The 13,405-nt window shown below is 63.0% G+C and carries 13 protein-coding genes; 9 read left to right on the forward strand and 4 right to left on the reverse strand.

The genetic code is table 11. From position 1 onward, the window contains the following. Positions 1 to 8: 8 nt before the first annotated feature. The gene (locus HK108_RS01455) at positions 9 to 467 is read right to left on the reverse strand and encodes an NUDIX hydrolase (RefSeq protein ID WP_139466882.1); all 459 of its coding nucleotides are present in this window, start codon (positions 465 to 467) and stop codon (positions 9 to 11) included. A gap of 91 nt (positions 468 to 558) precedes the next feature. Between HK108_RS01455 and HK108_RS01460 the strand changes: the two genes are divergently transcribed. The 7 genes from HK108_RS01460 (at position 559) to HK108_RS01490 (ending at position 6,860) form a co-directional block, all read left to right on the forward strand. After that, positions 559 to 1,347: an alpha/beta fold hydrolase gene (locus HK108_RS01460; RefSeq protein ID WP_139466883.1), complete on the forward strand. Its 789-nt coding sequence runs from the start codon at positions 559 to 561 to the stop codon at positions 1,345 to 1,347. Between the two features lie 72 nt (positions 1,348 to 1,419). Continuing rightward, positions 1,420 to 2,328, forward strand: coding sequence for a sulfurtransferase (locus HK108_RS01465; RefSeq protein ID WP_181270405.1), 909 nt, complete (start codon positions 1,420 to 1,422; stop codon positions 2,326 to 2,328). Continuing rightward, positions 2,328 to 2,813, forward strand: coding sequence for a SufE family protein (locus HK108_RS01470; RefSeq protein WP_181270406.1), 486 nt, complete (start codon positions 2,328 to 2,330; stop codon positions 2,811 to 2,813). Before HK108_RS01465 ends, HK108_RS01470 begins: the two co-directional genes overlap by 1 nt. 96 nt (positions 2,814 to 2,909) lie before the next feature. Continuing rightward, positions 2,910 to 3,977: an iron chelate uptake ABC transporter family permease subunit gene (locus tag HK108_RS01475; protein WP_139466886.1), complete on the forward strand. Its 1,068-nt coding sequence runs from the start codon at positions 2,910 to 2,912 to the stop codon at positions 3,975 to 3,977. A gap of 86 nt (positions 3,978 to 4,063) precedes the next feature. Continuing rightward, the gene (locus HK108_RS01480) at positions 4,064 to 5,077 is read left to right on the forward strand and encodes a FecCD family ABC transporter permease (RefSeq protein ID WP_139467407.1); all 1,014 of its coding nucleotides are present in this window, start codon (positions 4,064 to 4,066) and stop codon (positions 5,075 to 5,077) included. After that, entirely contained in the window at positions 5,074 to 5,901 is an 828-nt protein-coding gene (locus HK108_RS01485; RefSeq protein ID WP_181270407.1) for an ABC transporter ATP-binding protein, read from the forward strand. Before HK108_RS01480 ends, HK108_RS01485 begins: the two co-directional genes overlap by 4 nt. A gap of 29 nt (positions 5,902 to 5,930) precedes the next feature. Beyond that, positions 5,931 to 6,860, forward strand: a complete 930-nt coding sequence (locus tag HK108_RS01490) for an ABC transporter substrate-binding protein (RefSeq protein WP_172169026.1) — start codon at positions 5,931 to 5,933, stop codon at positions 6,858 to 6,860. 82 nt (positions 6,861 to 6,942) lie between these two features. Here the strand turns inward: HK108_RS01490 and HK108_RS01495 are convergent, their stop codons facing one another. Genes HK108_RS01495 through HK108_RS01505 form a run of 3 tightly spaced genes read right to left on the reverse strand, consistent with a single transcriptional unit; the run spans position 6,943 to position 8,711 of the window. Continuing rightward, positions 6,943 to 7,914, reverse strand: a complete 972-nt coding sequence (locus HK108_RS01495) for a DUF808 domain-containing protein (protein WP_139466889.1) — start codon at positions 7,912 to 7,914, stop codon at positions 6,943 to 6,945. After that, on the reverse strand, positions 7,915 to 8,235 hold the full coding sequence (locus HK108_RS01500; protein WP_139466890.1) for an META domain-containing protein: 321 nt from the start codon (positions 8,233 to 8,235) through the stop codon (positions 7,915 to 7,917). It lies immediately after the preceding gene. Beyond that, positions 8,232 to 8,711, reverse strand: a complete 480-nt coding sequence (locus HK108_RS01505) for an META domain-containing protein (RefSeq protein ID WP_172169032.1) — start codon at positions 8,709 to 8,711, stop codon at positions 8,232 to 8,234. The genes HK108_RS01500 and HK108_RS01505 overlap by 4 nt, the downstream gene beginning before the upstream one ends. Before the next feature lie 246 nt (positions 8,712 to 8,957). Here HK108_RS01505 and HK108_RS01510 point away from each other — a divergent pair, with 246 nt between their 5' ends. Then, positions 8,958 to 10,898: a S1 family peptidase gene (locus tag HK108_RS01510; RefSeq protein ID WP_181270408.1), complete on the forward strand. Its 1,941-nt coding sequence runs from the start codon at positions 8,958 to 8,960 to the stop codon at positions 10,896 to 10,898. A 267-nt stretch (positions 10,899 to 11,165) separates the two neighbouring features. Then, positions 11,166 to 13,361 carry a S1 family peptidase gene (locus tag HK108_RS01515; protein WP_181270409.1) on the forward strand — a complete coding sequence of 732 codons (2,196 nt, stop codon included), beginning with the start codon at positions 11,166 to 11,168 and terminating at the stop codon, positions 13,359 to 13,361. The last annotated feature ends 44 nt before the right edge of the window (positions 13,362 to 13,405 follow it).

A 13,405-nucleotide genomic window follows, 5' to 3' on the forward strand; every position in this document is an offset into this window, starting at 1 on the left:
CGCAGAACTCACACAGCGGCACGCCACGCATCCAGGCCGAGGTCGATGATGCGGGCGTGCCGCACATTTTGAAGCGAATCGATCGGCAGCCATTCCGCCCGATCCGTCGTCCCGTCGACCTCGAGTGTGCCCAAGGTGCCGCCGGTGATCCGCGCCTCGTAGACGACCCGTACGCCTTTGAAAGGACGATCCGTCGAATCGCTGAAGATCGGATTGCGACGTGCTTCCGTGAAGGAATGAGTGGTCAGAGGGCGGACGACCTCAGCGTCGAACCCGGTCTCCTCTTTGATCTCACGGACCGTGCCGGCTTCGATGCTCTCGTCGAACTCGATTCCGCCGCCAGGCAGGGTCCAGATCGCGTGCAGGCGGTCCTTTCCGCCGTTGAACCAGCTGAGGAGGATTTCGTCGTCGTCATTGACGATGACCGCATAACCGGCAAGTCGGGTGTCATATTCGGAGAAGTGCATGACCTCACCCTACCCGCGTCAGCAGTGACCGCCCGGGGAGAATCTCAACAGGGCTGCTGATATGCAGAACGGCACGGGCTAGGCTGGGATCGTGACCACCATCAACAGCACTCGAATCGGCGAGTCCGGGCGCCTGGTCGTCTTCCTCCACGGCCTGTTCGGCCGAGGCAAGAACTTCACCCGCATCGCCAAGGACATCGAGCCCGAATTCTCCAGTCTCCTCGTCGACCTGCCCAACCACGGTGAGTCCGAATGGACAGAGACCTTCGACTATGTCGAGCTCGCCGATGCCGTGGCGGCCCATATCGCCGAGGCGGTCGATCCCGGCGATCAGCCCGTGCACCTGGTCGGGCATTCCCTGGGTGGAAAGGTCGCCATGGTTCTCGCCCTGCGTCACCCGGAACTCATCGACCGCCTTGTCGTCGTCGACATCGGCCCCGATGCCGGCGGGTCCACCGGAGTCTTCGACCATCTGCTCTCCAGTCTCGCCTCCCTCGACCTCGACCGGATCGAATCGCGTACCGACGCGGATGAGGCGCTTCGGGACCCGATCCCCGAGGCTGCGATCAGGGGATTCCTGCTGCAGAACCTGCGCCCCACCTCGGCGGGGTATTCCTGGCAGCCCAACCTCGCGTTGCTGCATTCGAGCCTCGACATCATCGGAGGCTTCCCGGACTTGGGCGGTGCCGTCTTCGACCATCGGGTCCTCTGGGTCGCCGGTGAGAAATCGGACTATGTCGACCGTGACGACCTGCCGCAGATGCGCAGTCTGTTCCCCCGCACCACCCTTCTCACGGTCAAAGGCTCGGGGCATTGGGTGCATTCGGAGAAACCGCGTGAGTTCGTCTCAGCACTGACGGCATTCCTCAGCCGGCCCTGAAAGGGAATATGCTGAACGCGCTCGACGTTGCCACAGCGAGCACAATTGGACTCAAACCCTCAGGAGGAATGCGTGAGCACTTCGATCCCGGCCGATTCCGCAGAGAAGTTCGCCGAATACGCGGACGGAACCCGACTGGTCAGCACCGATTGGGTGGCTGAGCATGCAGGCGATCCCGGACTCGTCATCGTCGAAAGCGACGAAGACGTGCTGCTCTACGAGACGGGGCATATTCCCGGAGCGGTCAAGGTCGATTGGCACACGGAACTCAACGACCCGGTCACCCGTGACTACGTCGACGGCGAAGGATTCGCCGCACTCATGTCCGCCAAGGGCATCTCCCGCGATGACACCATCGTCGTCTACGGCGACAAGTCCAACTGGTGGGCCGCCTACGCGCTGTGGGTCTTCACTCTCTTCGGCCACGAAGACGTCCGCCTCATGGACGGTGGTCGCGCGAAATGGCAGGCCGAGGGCCGCGAGATGACCACGGACAAGCCGCAGCCTGTACCGACCGAATACCCCGTCGTCGAACGCGACGATTCGGTCATCCGCGCCTTCCTGCCCGAGGTCCGCGACAGCCTCGGCGACCTGCCGCTCATCGATGTGCGCAGCCCGGAGGAATACACCGGCGAACGCACCCACATGCCCGCCTACCCGGAGGAAGGCGCACTGCGCGGCGGCCATATCCCCGGCGCGAAGTCGATGCCCTGGGGCAAGGCAGCCAACGAAGATGGCACCTTCAAGTCCGCCGCCGAACTCAAGGAGCTCTACACCGAGCAGGCAGGGCTGGGCGCCAGCGACGAGGTCATCGCCTACTGCCGGATCGGCGAACGCTCCAGCCACACCTGGTTCGTCCTCAAGCACCTCCTCGGATATGAGAACGTGCGCAACTACGACGGCTCCTGGACCGAATGGGGCAATGTCGTCGGCGTGCCGATCGTCACCGGAGCGGAGCCGGGAGAGGTGCCCGGACGCTGATGAGCGAGACGACGACGCCTAAGACCGACGATCTGCCGGAGGCTCTGGCGGAGATCGTCACGGACTTCGCCGAAACCCCGTCCGACGACCGTCTCCAGGTGCTGCTGGAGTTCGCGACGGACCTTCCCGACCTGCCGGAGAAGTACACGGACCACCCGGAGCTGCTCGAGCCGGTACCCGAATGCCAGTCGCCGATCTTCCTCGTCACCGAGGTGACCGACCCCGAGGCGGGGGAGCGGGCGGAAGTGCGCCTGCACTTCTCCGCGCCCCCGGAGGCGCCGACCACGCGGGGCTTCGCCGGGATCCTGCACGAAGGGCTCGACGGAGCCACCGCCGAGGCGATCCTGTCGGTTCCAGCCGACCTGCCCCTGCGGCTGTCGATGTCGGAGATCGTCAGCCCGCTGAGGCTGCGCGGAATGAGCGGAATGCTCTCGCGGATCCAGCGGCAGGTGTCCGAGAGGATCGGCAAGATCACAGCCGAGTGAGACCTCTCTCGCTTGGCTGAGGTGGTCCGGTGAGTTACAGTGTGGTTAGCCTGCCCTTAGTCACCTGACCGCCACCTCACTCAAAGGACCACCTCGATGACCGGTTCCGCCACCTCTGCCGAGGCGAAACCGCATACCGACACCAGTCATCCGACCGGTGGGAGCCTGCGGATCAGAAGAGTACTGGGACTGGTCGCAGCGATCATTGCGCTCATCGTCGTGATCGCAGCCTCCTTGGCGATCGGCGCCAGGGACATGCCGATCTCGGAGGTCCTCCGAGCCTTCTTCGCGCCCACCGGCAGCGACGATCAGCTCGTCGTCCTCGAACTGCGCCTGCCGCGGACCGTGCTCGGCATCCTCGTCGGCATGGGATTGGGCCTGGCCGGCGGTCTCATCCAAGCCCTGACGCGCAACCCCCTGGCCGATCCGGGCATCCTCGGCGTCAACGCGGGTGCGTCCCTTGCGATCACGATCGGCGTCGCATTCTTCGGGATCTCCTCGATCACCGGTTACATCTGGTTCGCGTTCGCCGGCGCCCTCGTCGCCACTGTCGGCGTCTATGTCATCGGGTCCGCGGGCCGCAGCCGCACGGTCGATCCGATCCGCCTGACTCTGGCCGGAGTCGCCGTCGCCGCTGTGCTCACCGGACTGACCAAAGCCATCCTGCTGACCAACGAACGCGCCTTCGACGCCTTCCGATCTTGGGACGTCGGCGCGATCGCCGGCCGCGATTTCGATACGATCACCGCGATCCTGCCGTTCATGGTCATCGGCACCGTGCTCGCACTGGCACTGTCCCACTCACTCAACGCCGTGGCCCTCGGCGACGATCTGGCCGCCAGCCTCGGCACCTCGGTCAACCGCACCCGAGTGCTCTCCATCCTCGCGGTGACCCTCCTTGCCGGAGCGGCTACGGCCGCTGCCGGACCGATCGGATTCATCGGCCTGATGATTCCGCACATCGCCCGTTGGATCGTCGGTCCCGACCAGCGCTGGATCCTCGGCTACTCACTCGTCCTCTCTCCCATTCTGCTCCTGGCCTCGGACGTCATCGGCAGAGTCGTGATGAAACCCGGCGAACTCCAAGTCGGAGTCGTCACCGCGTTCGTCGGTGCTCCGGTGCTCATCGCCCTTGTCCGTCGAAAGAAGGCGAGCGGCCTGTGAAGACCACCAACCTCGCTGTCACCGACCGCAGCCTCACCGCGCACCCGCATGCACTGCCGGGGGAGAAAGTCGACTTCGGCCGGCCCATGCTGCGAGTCTTCGGATTCCGCATCGACCTGCGGGTTGTCATCACCGCCGGAATCATCACGCTGATCGCGCTGGCCTGCGGCTTCGCCGGTCTCATGCTCGGCAAGTTCTCGCTGACTCCGACCGAAGTGTTCCAGGGCCTGTTCGGGGCCGCTGAGAAGCGCATCGTCAATACCGTCGTCGGGGAGTGGCGGGCACCGCGCATCATCGCCGGCATCGTCCTCGGCGCCGGACTCGGAGTCTCCGGAGCCGTCTTCCAATCGCTGACACGCAATCCTCTCGGCTCCCCGGACATCATCGGCTTCTCCACCGGTGCCTACACCGGCGGCATCGTCACGATCATCGTCTTCGGCACGAGCTTCGTCTCCACCGCGGCGGGCGCGATTATCGGCGGACTCCTGACCGCCGTGGTCGTCTACCTGCTCACCTGGAAAGGCGGGGTCCAGGGCTTCCGGCTCATCATCGTGGGTATCGCACTGACGGCGATGCTCAACGCCTTCAACACCTGGCTGATCATGCGCGCCGATCTCGAGCTCGCCATGGCCGCTGCCACATGGGGTGCCGGAACCCTGAATGGAATGGGCTGGTCGACGATCGCACCGGCGGCTGTGGCCACCATCGTCCTCGGTCTGGCCTGCGGACTCTTCTCCCGAGATCTCGGCACTCTGGAACTCGGTGACGATACGGCGAAAGCGCTGGGCGTACGCAACGAGCCCATCCGTGCCGTTCTCATCGTCATCGCCGTCGCCCTCGTCGCCGTGGTCACGGCCGCGGCCGGTCCGATTGCCTTCGTCGCCTTGGCCGCACCGCAGATCGGGCGGCGGATCGCGCGGGCGCAAGGCACCAGCCTGCTGACCTCCGCGGCTGTCGGAGCACTGCTCCTCGTCGCCGCCGACCTCATCGCCCAACATGCGTTCGGCGATATCCAACTGCCCGTCGGCGTCATCACCGTGAGCATCGGCGGCATCTACCTCATCTGGCTCCTCATCCAAGAAGCTCGGAAGGCATCATGAGCATTCCCAACCCCGCAGGCGCAGCCTCCCCGCTGATCGCCGAGAACCTCGACCTGGCCTATGACCAGCGCCAGATCGTCAGCGATCTCGACGTGAGCATTCCCGACGGTAAGTTCTCGATCATCGTCGGCCCCAATGCCTGCGGCAAATCAACTCTGCTGCGTGCTCTCGCGCGACTGCTGCCGCCGGCGAAGGGCACTGTGCTTCTCGATGGGAACAACATCGAGAAGATGAAGACGAAGAAGATCGCCCAGCGGTTGGGTCTTCTCCCGCAGTCGTCCATCGCCCCGGACGGGATCACGGTCGCCGAGCTCGTCTCCCGCGGGCGGCACCCGCATCAGTCGTTCCTGCGCCAGTGGACCGACGCCGATGAAGCAGCTGTGCTGTCGGCGCTGCGGGCGACGAACACCGAAGAGCTGTCCTCACGGCTCGTCGACGAGCTCTCCGGCGGTCAGCGTCAGCGCGTCTGGGTGGCCATGGTGCTCGCTCAGGAGACTTCCCTCCTGCTGCTCGACGAACCGACGACCTTTCTCGACGTCGCCTATCAGATCGAGCTGCTCGACCTGTTCTCGCAGCTCAATCACGAATACGGGCACACGCTGGTCGCCGTCCTCCACGACCTCAACCAAGCCTGCCGCTACGCCGACGAGATCATCGCCATGAAGAACGGTTCGATCGTCGCTCAGGGGGCTCCGGAGACGATCATCACCTCGGAACTCGTCAACGAGGTCTTCGGCATCGACTGCACAGTCATCGACGATCCGGTCACGGGTGCGCCGATGATCGTGGCGGGAGCACCGAAGAAGACATTCGCTCAGCGCTGAGCGCACGTATCCCGGAAATGAGAACCCTAATGACAAGGACCGCTCTCGGAGTCATCTCGGTGCTGGCGGCCTCGACGCTGCTGCTGGCAGGATGCGGCGGAACCGATGAGGCGGCGGACAACGCCGACTCGGTCACGGTCGACACTCTCAAGGGGGAGGTCGAAGTCCCGGCTGGTGCGAAGAACGTCGTCGTCCTCAATTCGCCTGCCGCTGACGCGGCTGCGGGAATGGGCGTGACACCGGTCGCCGTTGCATCCACGAAAGACCAGATCATGCCGTGGCAGAAGGGCGTCACCGACGATGTCGCGGACGATTCGCTCATCAACGCCGAATATGCGCCGAACCTCGAGAAGATCGCGGAATACGAACCGGATGTCATCTTCGCAGCACCCTGGAATATCGCCGACGACTCCACCTACGAGCAGCTCTCCGACATCGCTCCGGTGATCATTCCGGACACGGAGTCGGCGAATCCCGACTGGGATGAGATGACCGAACAGGTCGGCGAAGCTCTGGGGAAGTCTGATGAGGCAGAGAAACTGATCGACACGACGAAAGACAAGCTCGAAGCCGTCGGTGCCGACCTCGGGGTCGACGGGAAGTCATATCAGCTGATCTCGCCGCGGGCCGAAGGGATCTATTTCGGTAACGCCGCACCGCTGGAACTCTTCGGCCTCAAACCCGGGCAGCACCAGACGCCTGAAGAGATCAACAAGTTCACTCTCTCGGCCGAGAACCTCGACGAGCTCGACGCAGACTACCTTTTCGTGTGGGCCATGGACGACGACGGGAAGAAGCAGGTCGTTGACAATCCGAGCTATGACTCGCTGCCGTCGGTGAAGAACGGCACCGCAGCCTTCATCGACGCCGAATTCGCGACCGCCGTCAATGCCGCCAGCCCGGCCAGCCTCGACTGGCTGGTGACCGACAGCGGCATCGAGGACATGCTCAAAAAGTAGGCGACCGGGCCAGCCCTTCTCTCACCGGCCCAACCCAACTCACGGAGCCCGGAACCCGAGCGACAAGGGACGCCGCCGCAGCTCAGGCGGTAGCAGTGTCCTTCTTGCCGTCCTTCTTCACGAGCGCTTTGACTCCGAAGATCACGCCGACGACGATGCCTCCCCAGATCGCACCGAGGATGAGGGAGAAGAACGTGTTGACCAGCCAACCCAGGAAGGCGCCGATGACCGCGATCGCAGCGACCGGCTCTTCGAGGTGGTGGACAAAGCCGTAGAGGGCGTGGAAGCCGAGCTCATCGGTGCCGACGAGGATGATGTGTCCTCCGACCCACAGCATGGCGAAGGTGCCCACGACAGAGAGCAGAGCGAGTAGCTTCGGCATCGCTCCGACGAGGAACCGACCGAACTTCTGCTGCCCGGGTGAGTCCTTCTTCGCCATATGCAGACCGATGTCATCCATCTTCACAATGAGTGCGACGACACCGTAGACGCCGACGGTGATCGCAACGCCGACGACGGCGAGGATGACGGCACGGCTGGTCAGGGATTCGGCGGCCACCTCGTTGAGGGCGATGACCATGATCTCGCAGCTGAGGACGAAATCGGTGGTGATGGCCGATCGCACGACCTTCTTCTCTGCCGCCTTGCCATCGGTCGACTGTTCGGCGGCCGGGGTGTCCTTCTCGTGGTGGGCGATCCAGCCGAGCTTCTCGAAGACCTTCTCGGCACCCTCATAGCAGAGGTAGGTGCCGCCGATCATGAGCAGCGGAGTGAGGAGCCAGGGCAGAAACTGGCTGAGCAGGAGAATGATCGGGAGGATGATGACGAGCTTGTTGAACAGGGAGCCCAAAGCGATGCGCTGGATGATCGGAAGCTCGCGTTTGGGGTCCACTCCTTCGACGAACTTCGGCGTCACCGCGGCATCGTCGATGACGACCCCAGCCGCCTTCGCACCGGCTCGTGACGCACCTGCGGCGACATCGTCGAGGCTGGCAGCCGAGAGTTTGACGAGTGCGGCCACATCGTCGAGGAGTGCGATCAGACCTCCGGCCATCTAACGACCGCCGAGCTTGTGAGTTGGGCCGGGCAGCTGACGATGAAGGTCGCCGAGGTGGTTCTCGGCAGCGTCGAAGAGGTGCAGACGGTCGCCGTCGGGTTCGACTCTCCTGGCTTTGGGAACCCAGGTGACCATTCCGGGAGCGGCTTTGAGCGTCATCATCGAGGACTTGATCATCAAACCCTCGGGCTCGGCCGACCATGAGGTCATAAGGTTGTTGGCGCCGTCGCTGCCGTGCAGTGAGCCGTCCTCGGTGAACTCGAGGAAGGCCCGCTCGTTCGTCTCGGCCGTCCAGCGGCCGATGAGTTCCTGTGTCATTTGTCGTCCTTTTCCAGTCCGCCGATGACTTTCCCGTTGCTGTCTTTGACCTTCATGACATCGCCTTCGATAGTCGCCGTTGAGGCTTTGCTCAGCCAGGTGTCGACGCCAGCGCAGGCTTTCTGGGTCGACATGAAGGAGTCGATGGTGATCTCGTCGCCTTTGACCTTCCAGCTCGTGACGATCGCGTTGCAGCCGTCAGAGCCTTCGAGCGAGCCGTCGTCAGAGAATTCGAGGAACGGGTCGCCCTTCTCCGGTGAGGTCCATTTACCGGTGGGATCGAGCTTGGAGGCGTCGTCGCTGGGAGACGTGGTTTCGCTGGACTCGGTGGGGGAGGGGGAGCTGGGGTTTCGGGGGTCGTTGCCGGTATCACAGGCTGCCAGCGGCAGAGTGAGAGCAAGGGCCGCGAGTCCGAGCGCGAGCCTCGAGGCGGGTCTTACGGAGGCCAGGGGGCGAAGCTTTGTGTGGTTCGGCATGCCCCTGATCATAACGGCACCGTTTTCGAGCGACCTGGAAGAACACAGGACAGCTTGTGTAGTCCGACTTCTGTAAGTTGTGTTCACCTGCGACATTGATGGTTCTTGCATTGCGTCGTGATCAAACCGTAACCTTTCACACGGTTGGAAATCTGACACCGGAAGCATGAACCGCCGAGTCGCGGCGAAGCCTGTTGACGGGGTCGGGCAATCGAAGCATCGACAACGATCAAGGGAATCAACCTTATGCAGAAGAAACTCGTGCAGAGTTCACTGGCGATCAGCGCCGCTGCGGCGCTGAGCCTGAGCGGCGCGCTCGTCGCCTCACCGGCGATGGCTGACAACGCCCCGCAGAAGCTGGACCTTCAGAGTGAAGCTCACGTCCAGAAGGCACTTTCCGGTATCGAAGGCGTCAACGCCTACGGCACCGACGGCGGCGAGCTCAGCATCGGCGTTGCCAAGAAGACCGACGAGATCAAGAAGCTCGAAAAGAAGTACCAGAACATCAAGGTCACCGAGGGCGTCAAGGAACTGAAGCCCTATGCGAAGAATGATCTCGTCGGCGGTGCCGGCTACCTGGTCAAGGCCGGCGAGAGCGGCGGGGCCTGCTCGACCGGTTTCTCCGGCTGGGACGGAGACGGCAAGCCCGTCGTCCTGACCGCCGGTCACTGCTCGAAGATCATCAACGAGCAGACCAACGAGTTCGACGGCGACACCACTGTCGATCAGACCGAGAAGCCCTCAATCTCCGAGGCCAACGGCGGCGAAGGCTTCCAGGCCTCCGGCAGCGGCGTCATCGGCAAGTGGGGCTTCCACAACTTCGGCGGCGACCTCCTCGAGGGCGCCGACCAGAACAAGTGGCCTGAGCCCAGCGAGTCCGACATCGACTTCGCCGTCATCAACGTCGACGAGTCGAAGTACAACGTCAAGAACGGCATCACCGACTGGTCGACCGCCGATTCGGACGATCTGGCCAAGTCGACCACCGAGATCACCGAGGTCGGTGCGCACAAGGACGGCGCCATCAGCAAGTCCGGTCGCACCACCGGTAAGACCGACGGCGAAGTTCTGCCCCGCTCGGAGTACGACTTCGACTACCAGAATGTCGGCGGTCGTTGGGTCCACGGATTCGGCGTGACCGCGCCGATCGACAAGCCCTTCTCCCAGCCGGGCGACTCCGGCGGCGGCGTCTACCAGGGCAGCACCGCCGTGGGTGTCATCTCCGGCGGCGGCGACCTCGATGCGAACACCTCGTTCACCTGGGTTGCCGACCTGGACCACTCGCTCGAGGAGTCCGGCACGGACTTCAACCTCAAGAAGCCGGGTGAGGAGACCCCTGAGGCACCTGCCGCTCCGAAGGCCGAAGACCAGACCATCGAGCCTGAGGGCAAGGTCAAGGGCAAGGCCGAGGCTGGCGCCAAGGTCGAGGTCAAGTGGGAACCCGCTGAAGGTGCTCAGGCAGCCGAGAACGGTTCTGAGACCGTCACGGCTGACAAGGACGGAAACTTCTCCGTCGAGGGCCCCAAGGCCGAAGGCGACTACAACTTCACTGCGACGGCGATCGTTGACGGACAGGAATCCAAGACGACCGAATTCGATGTGACCGTTGAGAAGGACGAGTCCGAGACTCCCGCTCCTGCCGAGCGTGAGATCAGCGTCGACCCCAAAGAGATCGTCGCGTCCGACTTCGTGAAGGAAGACAAGGGCGTGACGATCACGGTTAAGGGCTTCGACGAGGGCGAGAAGGTCAACCTCGAAGTTGCCAACGGGCCTGAAGGCGTCGAGGGCATCAAGCTGGACGAGACCGCCAATGAGAACGGTGCCGCCGCATTCTCGATCTACGGCACCAGCGCCGAGAACGCCGAGGCCTACCTCGGTAAGTACGACGTCGAGGTTACCGGCGCCAACGATACCGAGGACGAGTCGGCACTGACCGGTACGTTCGAGGTAGTCGCTGACGAAGACGGTTCCGGCGGCGGATCCGGCGGAGACGATGACGGCAACAACGACGACGGCAATGCCGACGGCGGAGCCGGCGACGGAAACGACGATGACGGAAACGGTGACGGCGGTTCTGACCTGCCGCGCACCGGTGCCGAGCTGACCGGCCTGGCCGCCGGAGCCGGACTGCTCCTCGTGGGCGGAACCGCGGTCGTTCTGACCATGCGTCGCAAGAACAACAACTGAGTGCTGTGATGCCGGCCGTCTGACGGTCTGGCGAACTGACACTGACGATGCCCCCGGTCTTCTGACCGGGGGCATCGTCTATTCATGGCGACTGCCTAGAGGCGATAACAGCAAGTCTCTTTGTATACATCTACTGAAGTTTCGTACATTAAGTTCACAGTCTTCGGCCTACTTTTTTGGTAGTCACTGAGTGCGCCCCGTAACCTTATCGTGACTTAGGTCATCAACTTGTGACATTGATCCCTCAGAACAGAGAGACAACAACTTATGCAGAAGAAACTCGTACAGAGTTCGCTGGCGCTCACAGCGGCAACGGCGCTCGGCCTGGGCGGAGCGTTCGCTGCTTCTCCGGCCGTCGCTGACAACGGTCCGCAGAAGCTGAATGTGCAGAGCGATGCGGCTGTGCAGAAGACTCTGGACAAGGCGTCCGGTGTCAACGCATACGGCGCCAAGAACGGCAAGCTCACCATCGGTGTTGAAAAGGCCGACAAGACAACAAAGAAGCTTGAGCAGGATTTCTCGAACGTCAAGGTCGTTGAGGGAGTCAAAGAGCTGAAGGCCTATGCCGGCAACGACTTGGTTGGCGGCGCAGGTTACCTCGTCAAGGCAGGCGAGGGCGGCGGAGCCTGTTCAACCGGATTCTCCGGTTGGGATGCTGATGGAAAGCCGATCGTGCTCACCGCTGGTCACTGCGCGAAGATCATCAACGAGCAGAGCGGGGAATTTGAGGGCGACACGACGGTCGACGAGACCGAACAGCCTTCCACTGCTCCTGCGGTCGGTGGAGAGGGATTCAAGCAGACCGGACTCGGCGTCATCGGCAGCTGGGGTTACAACAAGTTCGGCGGCGAACTGGTTCCTCCGGGTTCAGACGCTCAGCCCAATGACGACGATATCGACTTCGCGGTCATCAATGTCGATGCTTCGAAGTACAACGTCAAGACAGGTGTGACTGACTGGTCGACCGCCGGAGACGACGATCTGGCTGCGAAGCTCGCCACTGATATCACCAAGGTCGGCGCTCACAGCGAAGGTACCGTTCAGAAGGCCGGCCGGACGACCGGACTGACCGAGAACGAGACATGGACTGCCTACAACGAGCAGTTCGACTTCGTCAACGTCAGCGGACGCTTCGTCCATGGTTTCGGTGTTAAGGCACCGTCCGGCAAGCCGTTCTCCGCGCCCGGCGATTCCGGTGGCGGCGTCTTCCAGGGAGACACTGCAGTCGGCGTCATCTCCGGCGGCGGTCCTGCAGAGGACGAGAACGGTCAGGAGATCGACTTCAGCTGGGTAGCCGACCTCGACTACTCGCTCGAGAAGTCCGGACAGTCGATCTCGTTCACTGATCCTAACGAAGAGCCTCCGGGTGATGATGAGGCAGAAGCTGACGCTTCCGCTGCTGCCGACGGTGAAGATGCAGATGCTTCGGCCGCTGCCGAGGGAGACGACGCAAACGCTTCCGACAACGCTGACGCCGACGCCAAGGAAGCTGATGCTTCGTCCGCTGCGGAAGGCGACGACGCTGAAGCTTCGGCCGACGCAGACGGAGCAGAGGCTGACGCTTCCGCTGCCGCCGATGGCGACAATGCCGATGCTTCCTCCTCAGCCGATGGCAAGGATGACAAGGCCGATTCCGACGCCGACGGTGACGAGAAGCTTGAAGCTCCCAAGGTCGGAGACCAGACAGTCGTTGAAGGCGGAAAGATCACCGGCAAGGCTGCTCCGAACGCTGACGTCAAGCTGACCTGGAAGCCCGCTGGCGATGCCCAGGCAGGTTCCGCTCAGGCCCAGGCCGCACCGGCTGAGGGCAGCGTCACGGTCAAGACCGATGCTGATGGAAACTTCTCCACCGAGGCTCCTGCTGAAGCTGGCGAATACGCCTACTCCGCTACGGTCACAGCTAACGGACAGACCTCGGAAGCCACTAACTTCACGGTGACTGTTCGGGCTGCAGAGGCCGAGCGCAAGCTGACTGTCGAGCCGAAGGAGATCGCTGCTTCGGACTTCGTGAAGGAAGACAAGGGCGTGCAGATCACGGCTGAAGGCTTCGAAGAGGGAGAGAAAGTGACCCTCAAGGTTGTCGACGGGCCTGAAGGCGTCAAGGACTACGAGATGACGCAGACTGCCAACGCTGAGGGAGTCGTCGGATTCTCGATCTACGGCACCAGCGCTTCGAACCCCGAGGCCTACCTCGGTAAGTACGACGTTCAGGTCACCGGCGCCAACGACACCGAAGACGAAGAGGCCCTCACCGGCTCCTTCCAGGTTGTTGCCGACGAAGACGGCAACGGCGGCGGCAACGATGGTGACGACAACGGCAACGATGATGGAAACGGTGACGGCGGCGGATCTGATCTGCCTCGCACCGGTGCCGAGCTGACCGGCCTGGCCGCCGGAGCCGGACTGCTCCTCGTCGGTGGAGCCGCTGTTGTTCTGACCATGCGTCGCAAGAAGAACAACTGAAACACACTCTGACGGTCACTCGTTGACCGACTGAGAGAAAGTGC

This window comes from Brevibacterium sediminis (genome assembly GCF_013623905.1).
GTDB classification, from domain to species: Bacteria; Actinomycetota; Actinomycetes; order Actinomycetales; family Brevibacteriaceae; genus Brevibacterium; species Brevibacterium sediminis.

Excerpts from the sequence above, each read along its gene's own strand:
- HK108_RS01455 (WP_139466882.1), bottom strand. The coding sequence starts at position 467 with ATGCACTTCTCCGAATATGACACCCGACTTGCCGGTTATGCGGTCATC.
- HK108_RS01470 (WP_181270406.1), top strand. The coding sequence starts at position 2,328 with ATGAGCGAGACGACGACGCCTAAGACCGACGATCTGCCGGAGGCTCTG.
- HK108_RS01485 (WP_181270407.1), top strand. The coding sequence starts at position 5,074 with ATGAGCATTCCCAACCCCGCAGGCGCAGCCTCCCCGCTGATCGCCGAG.
- HK108_RS01495 (WP_139466889.1), bottom strand. The coding sequence starts at position 7,914 with ATGGCCGGAGGTCTGATCGCACTCCTCGACGATGTGGCCGCACTCGTC.
- HK108_RS01490 (WP_172169026.1), top strand. The coding sequence starts at position 5,931 with ATGACAAGGACCGCTCTCGGAGTCATCTCGGTGCTGGCGGCCTCGACG.
- HK108_RS01505 (WP_172169032.1), bottom strand. The coding sequence starts at position 8,711 with ATGCCGAACCACACAAAGCTTCGCCCCCTGGCCTCCGTAAGACCCGCC.
- HK108_RS01480 (WP_139467407.1), top strand. The coding sequence starts at position 4,064 with ATGCTGCGAGTCTTCGGATTCCGCATCGACCTGCGGGTTGTCATCACC.
- HK108_RS01500 (WP_139466890.1), bottom strand. The coding sequence starts at position 8,235 with ATGACACAGGAACTCATCGGCCGCTGGACGGCCGAGACGAACGAGCGG.
- HK108_RS01515 (WP_181270409.1), top strand. The coding sequence starts at position 11,166 with ATGCAGAAGAAACTCGTACAGAGTTCGCTGGCGCTCACAGCGGCAACG.
- HK108_RS01510 (WP_181270408.1), top strand. The coding sequence starts at position 8,958 with ATGCAGAAGAAACTCGTGCAGAGTTCACTGGCGATCAGCGCCGCTGCG.
- HK108_RS01475 (WP_139466886.1), top strand. The coding sequence starts at position 2,910 with ATGACCGGTTCCGCCACCTCTGCCGAGGCGAAACCGCATACCGACACC.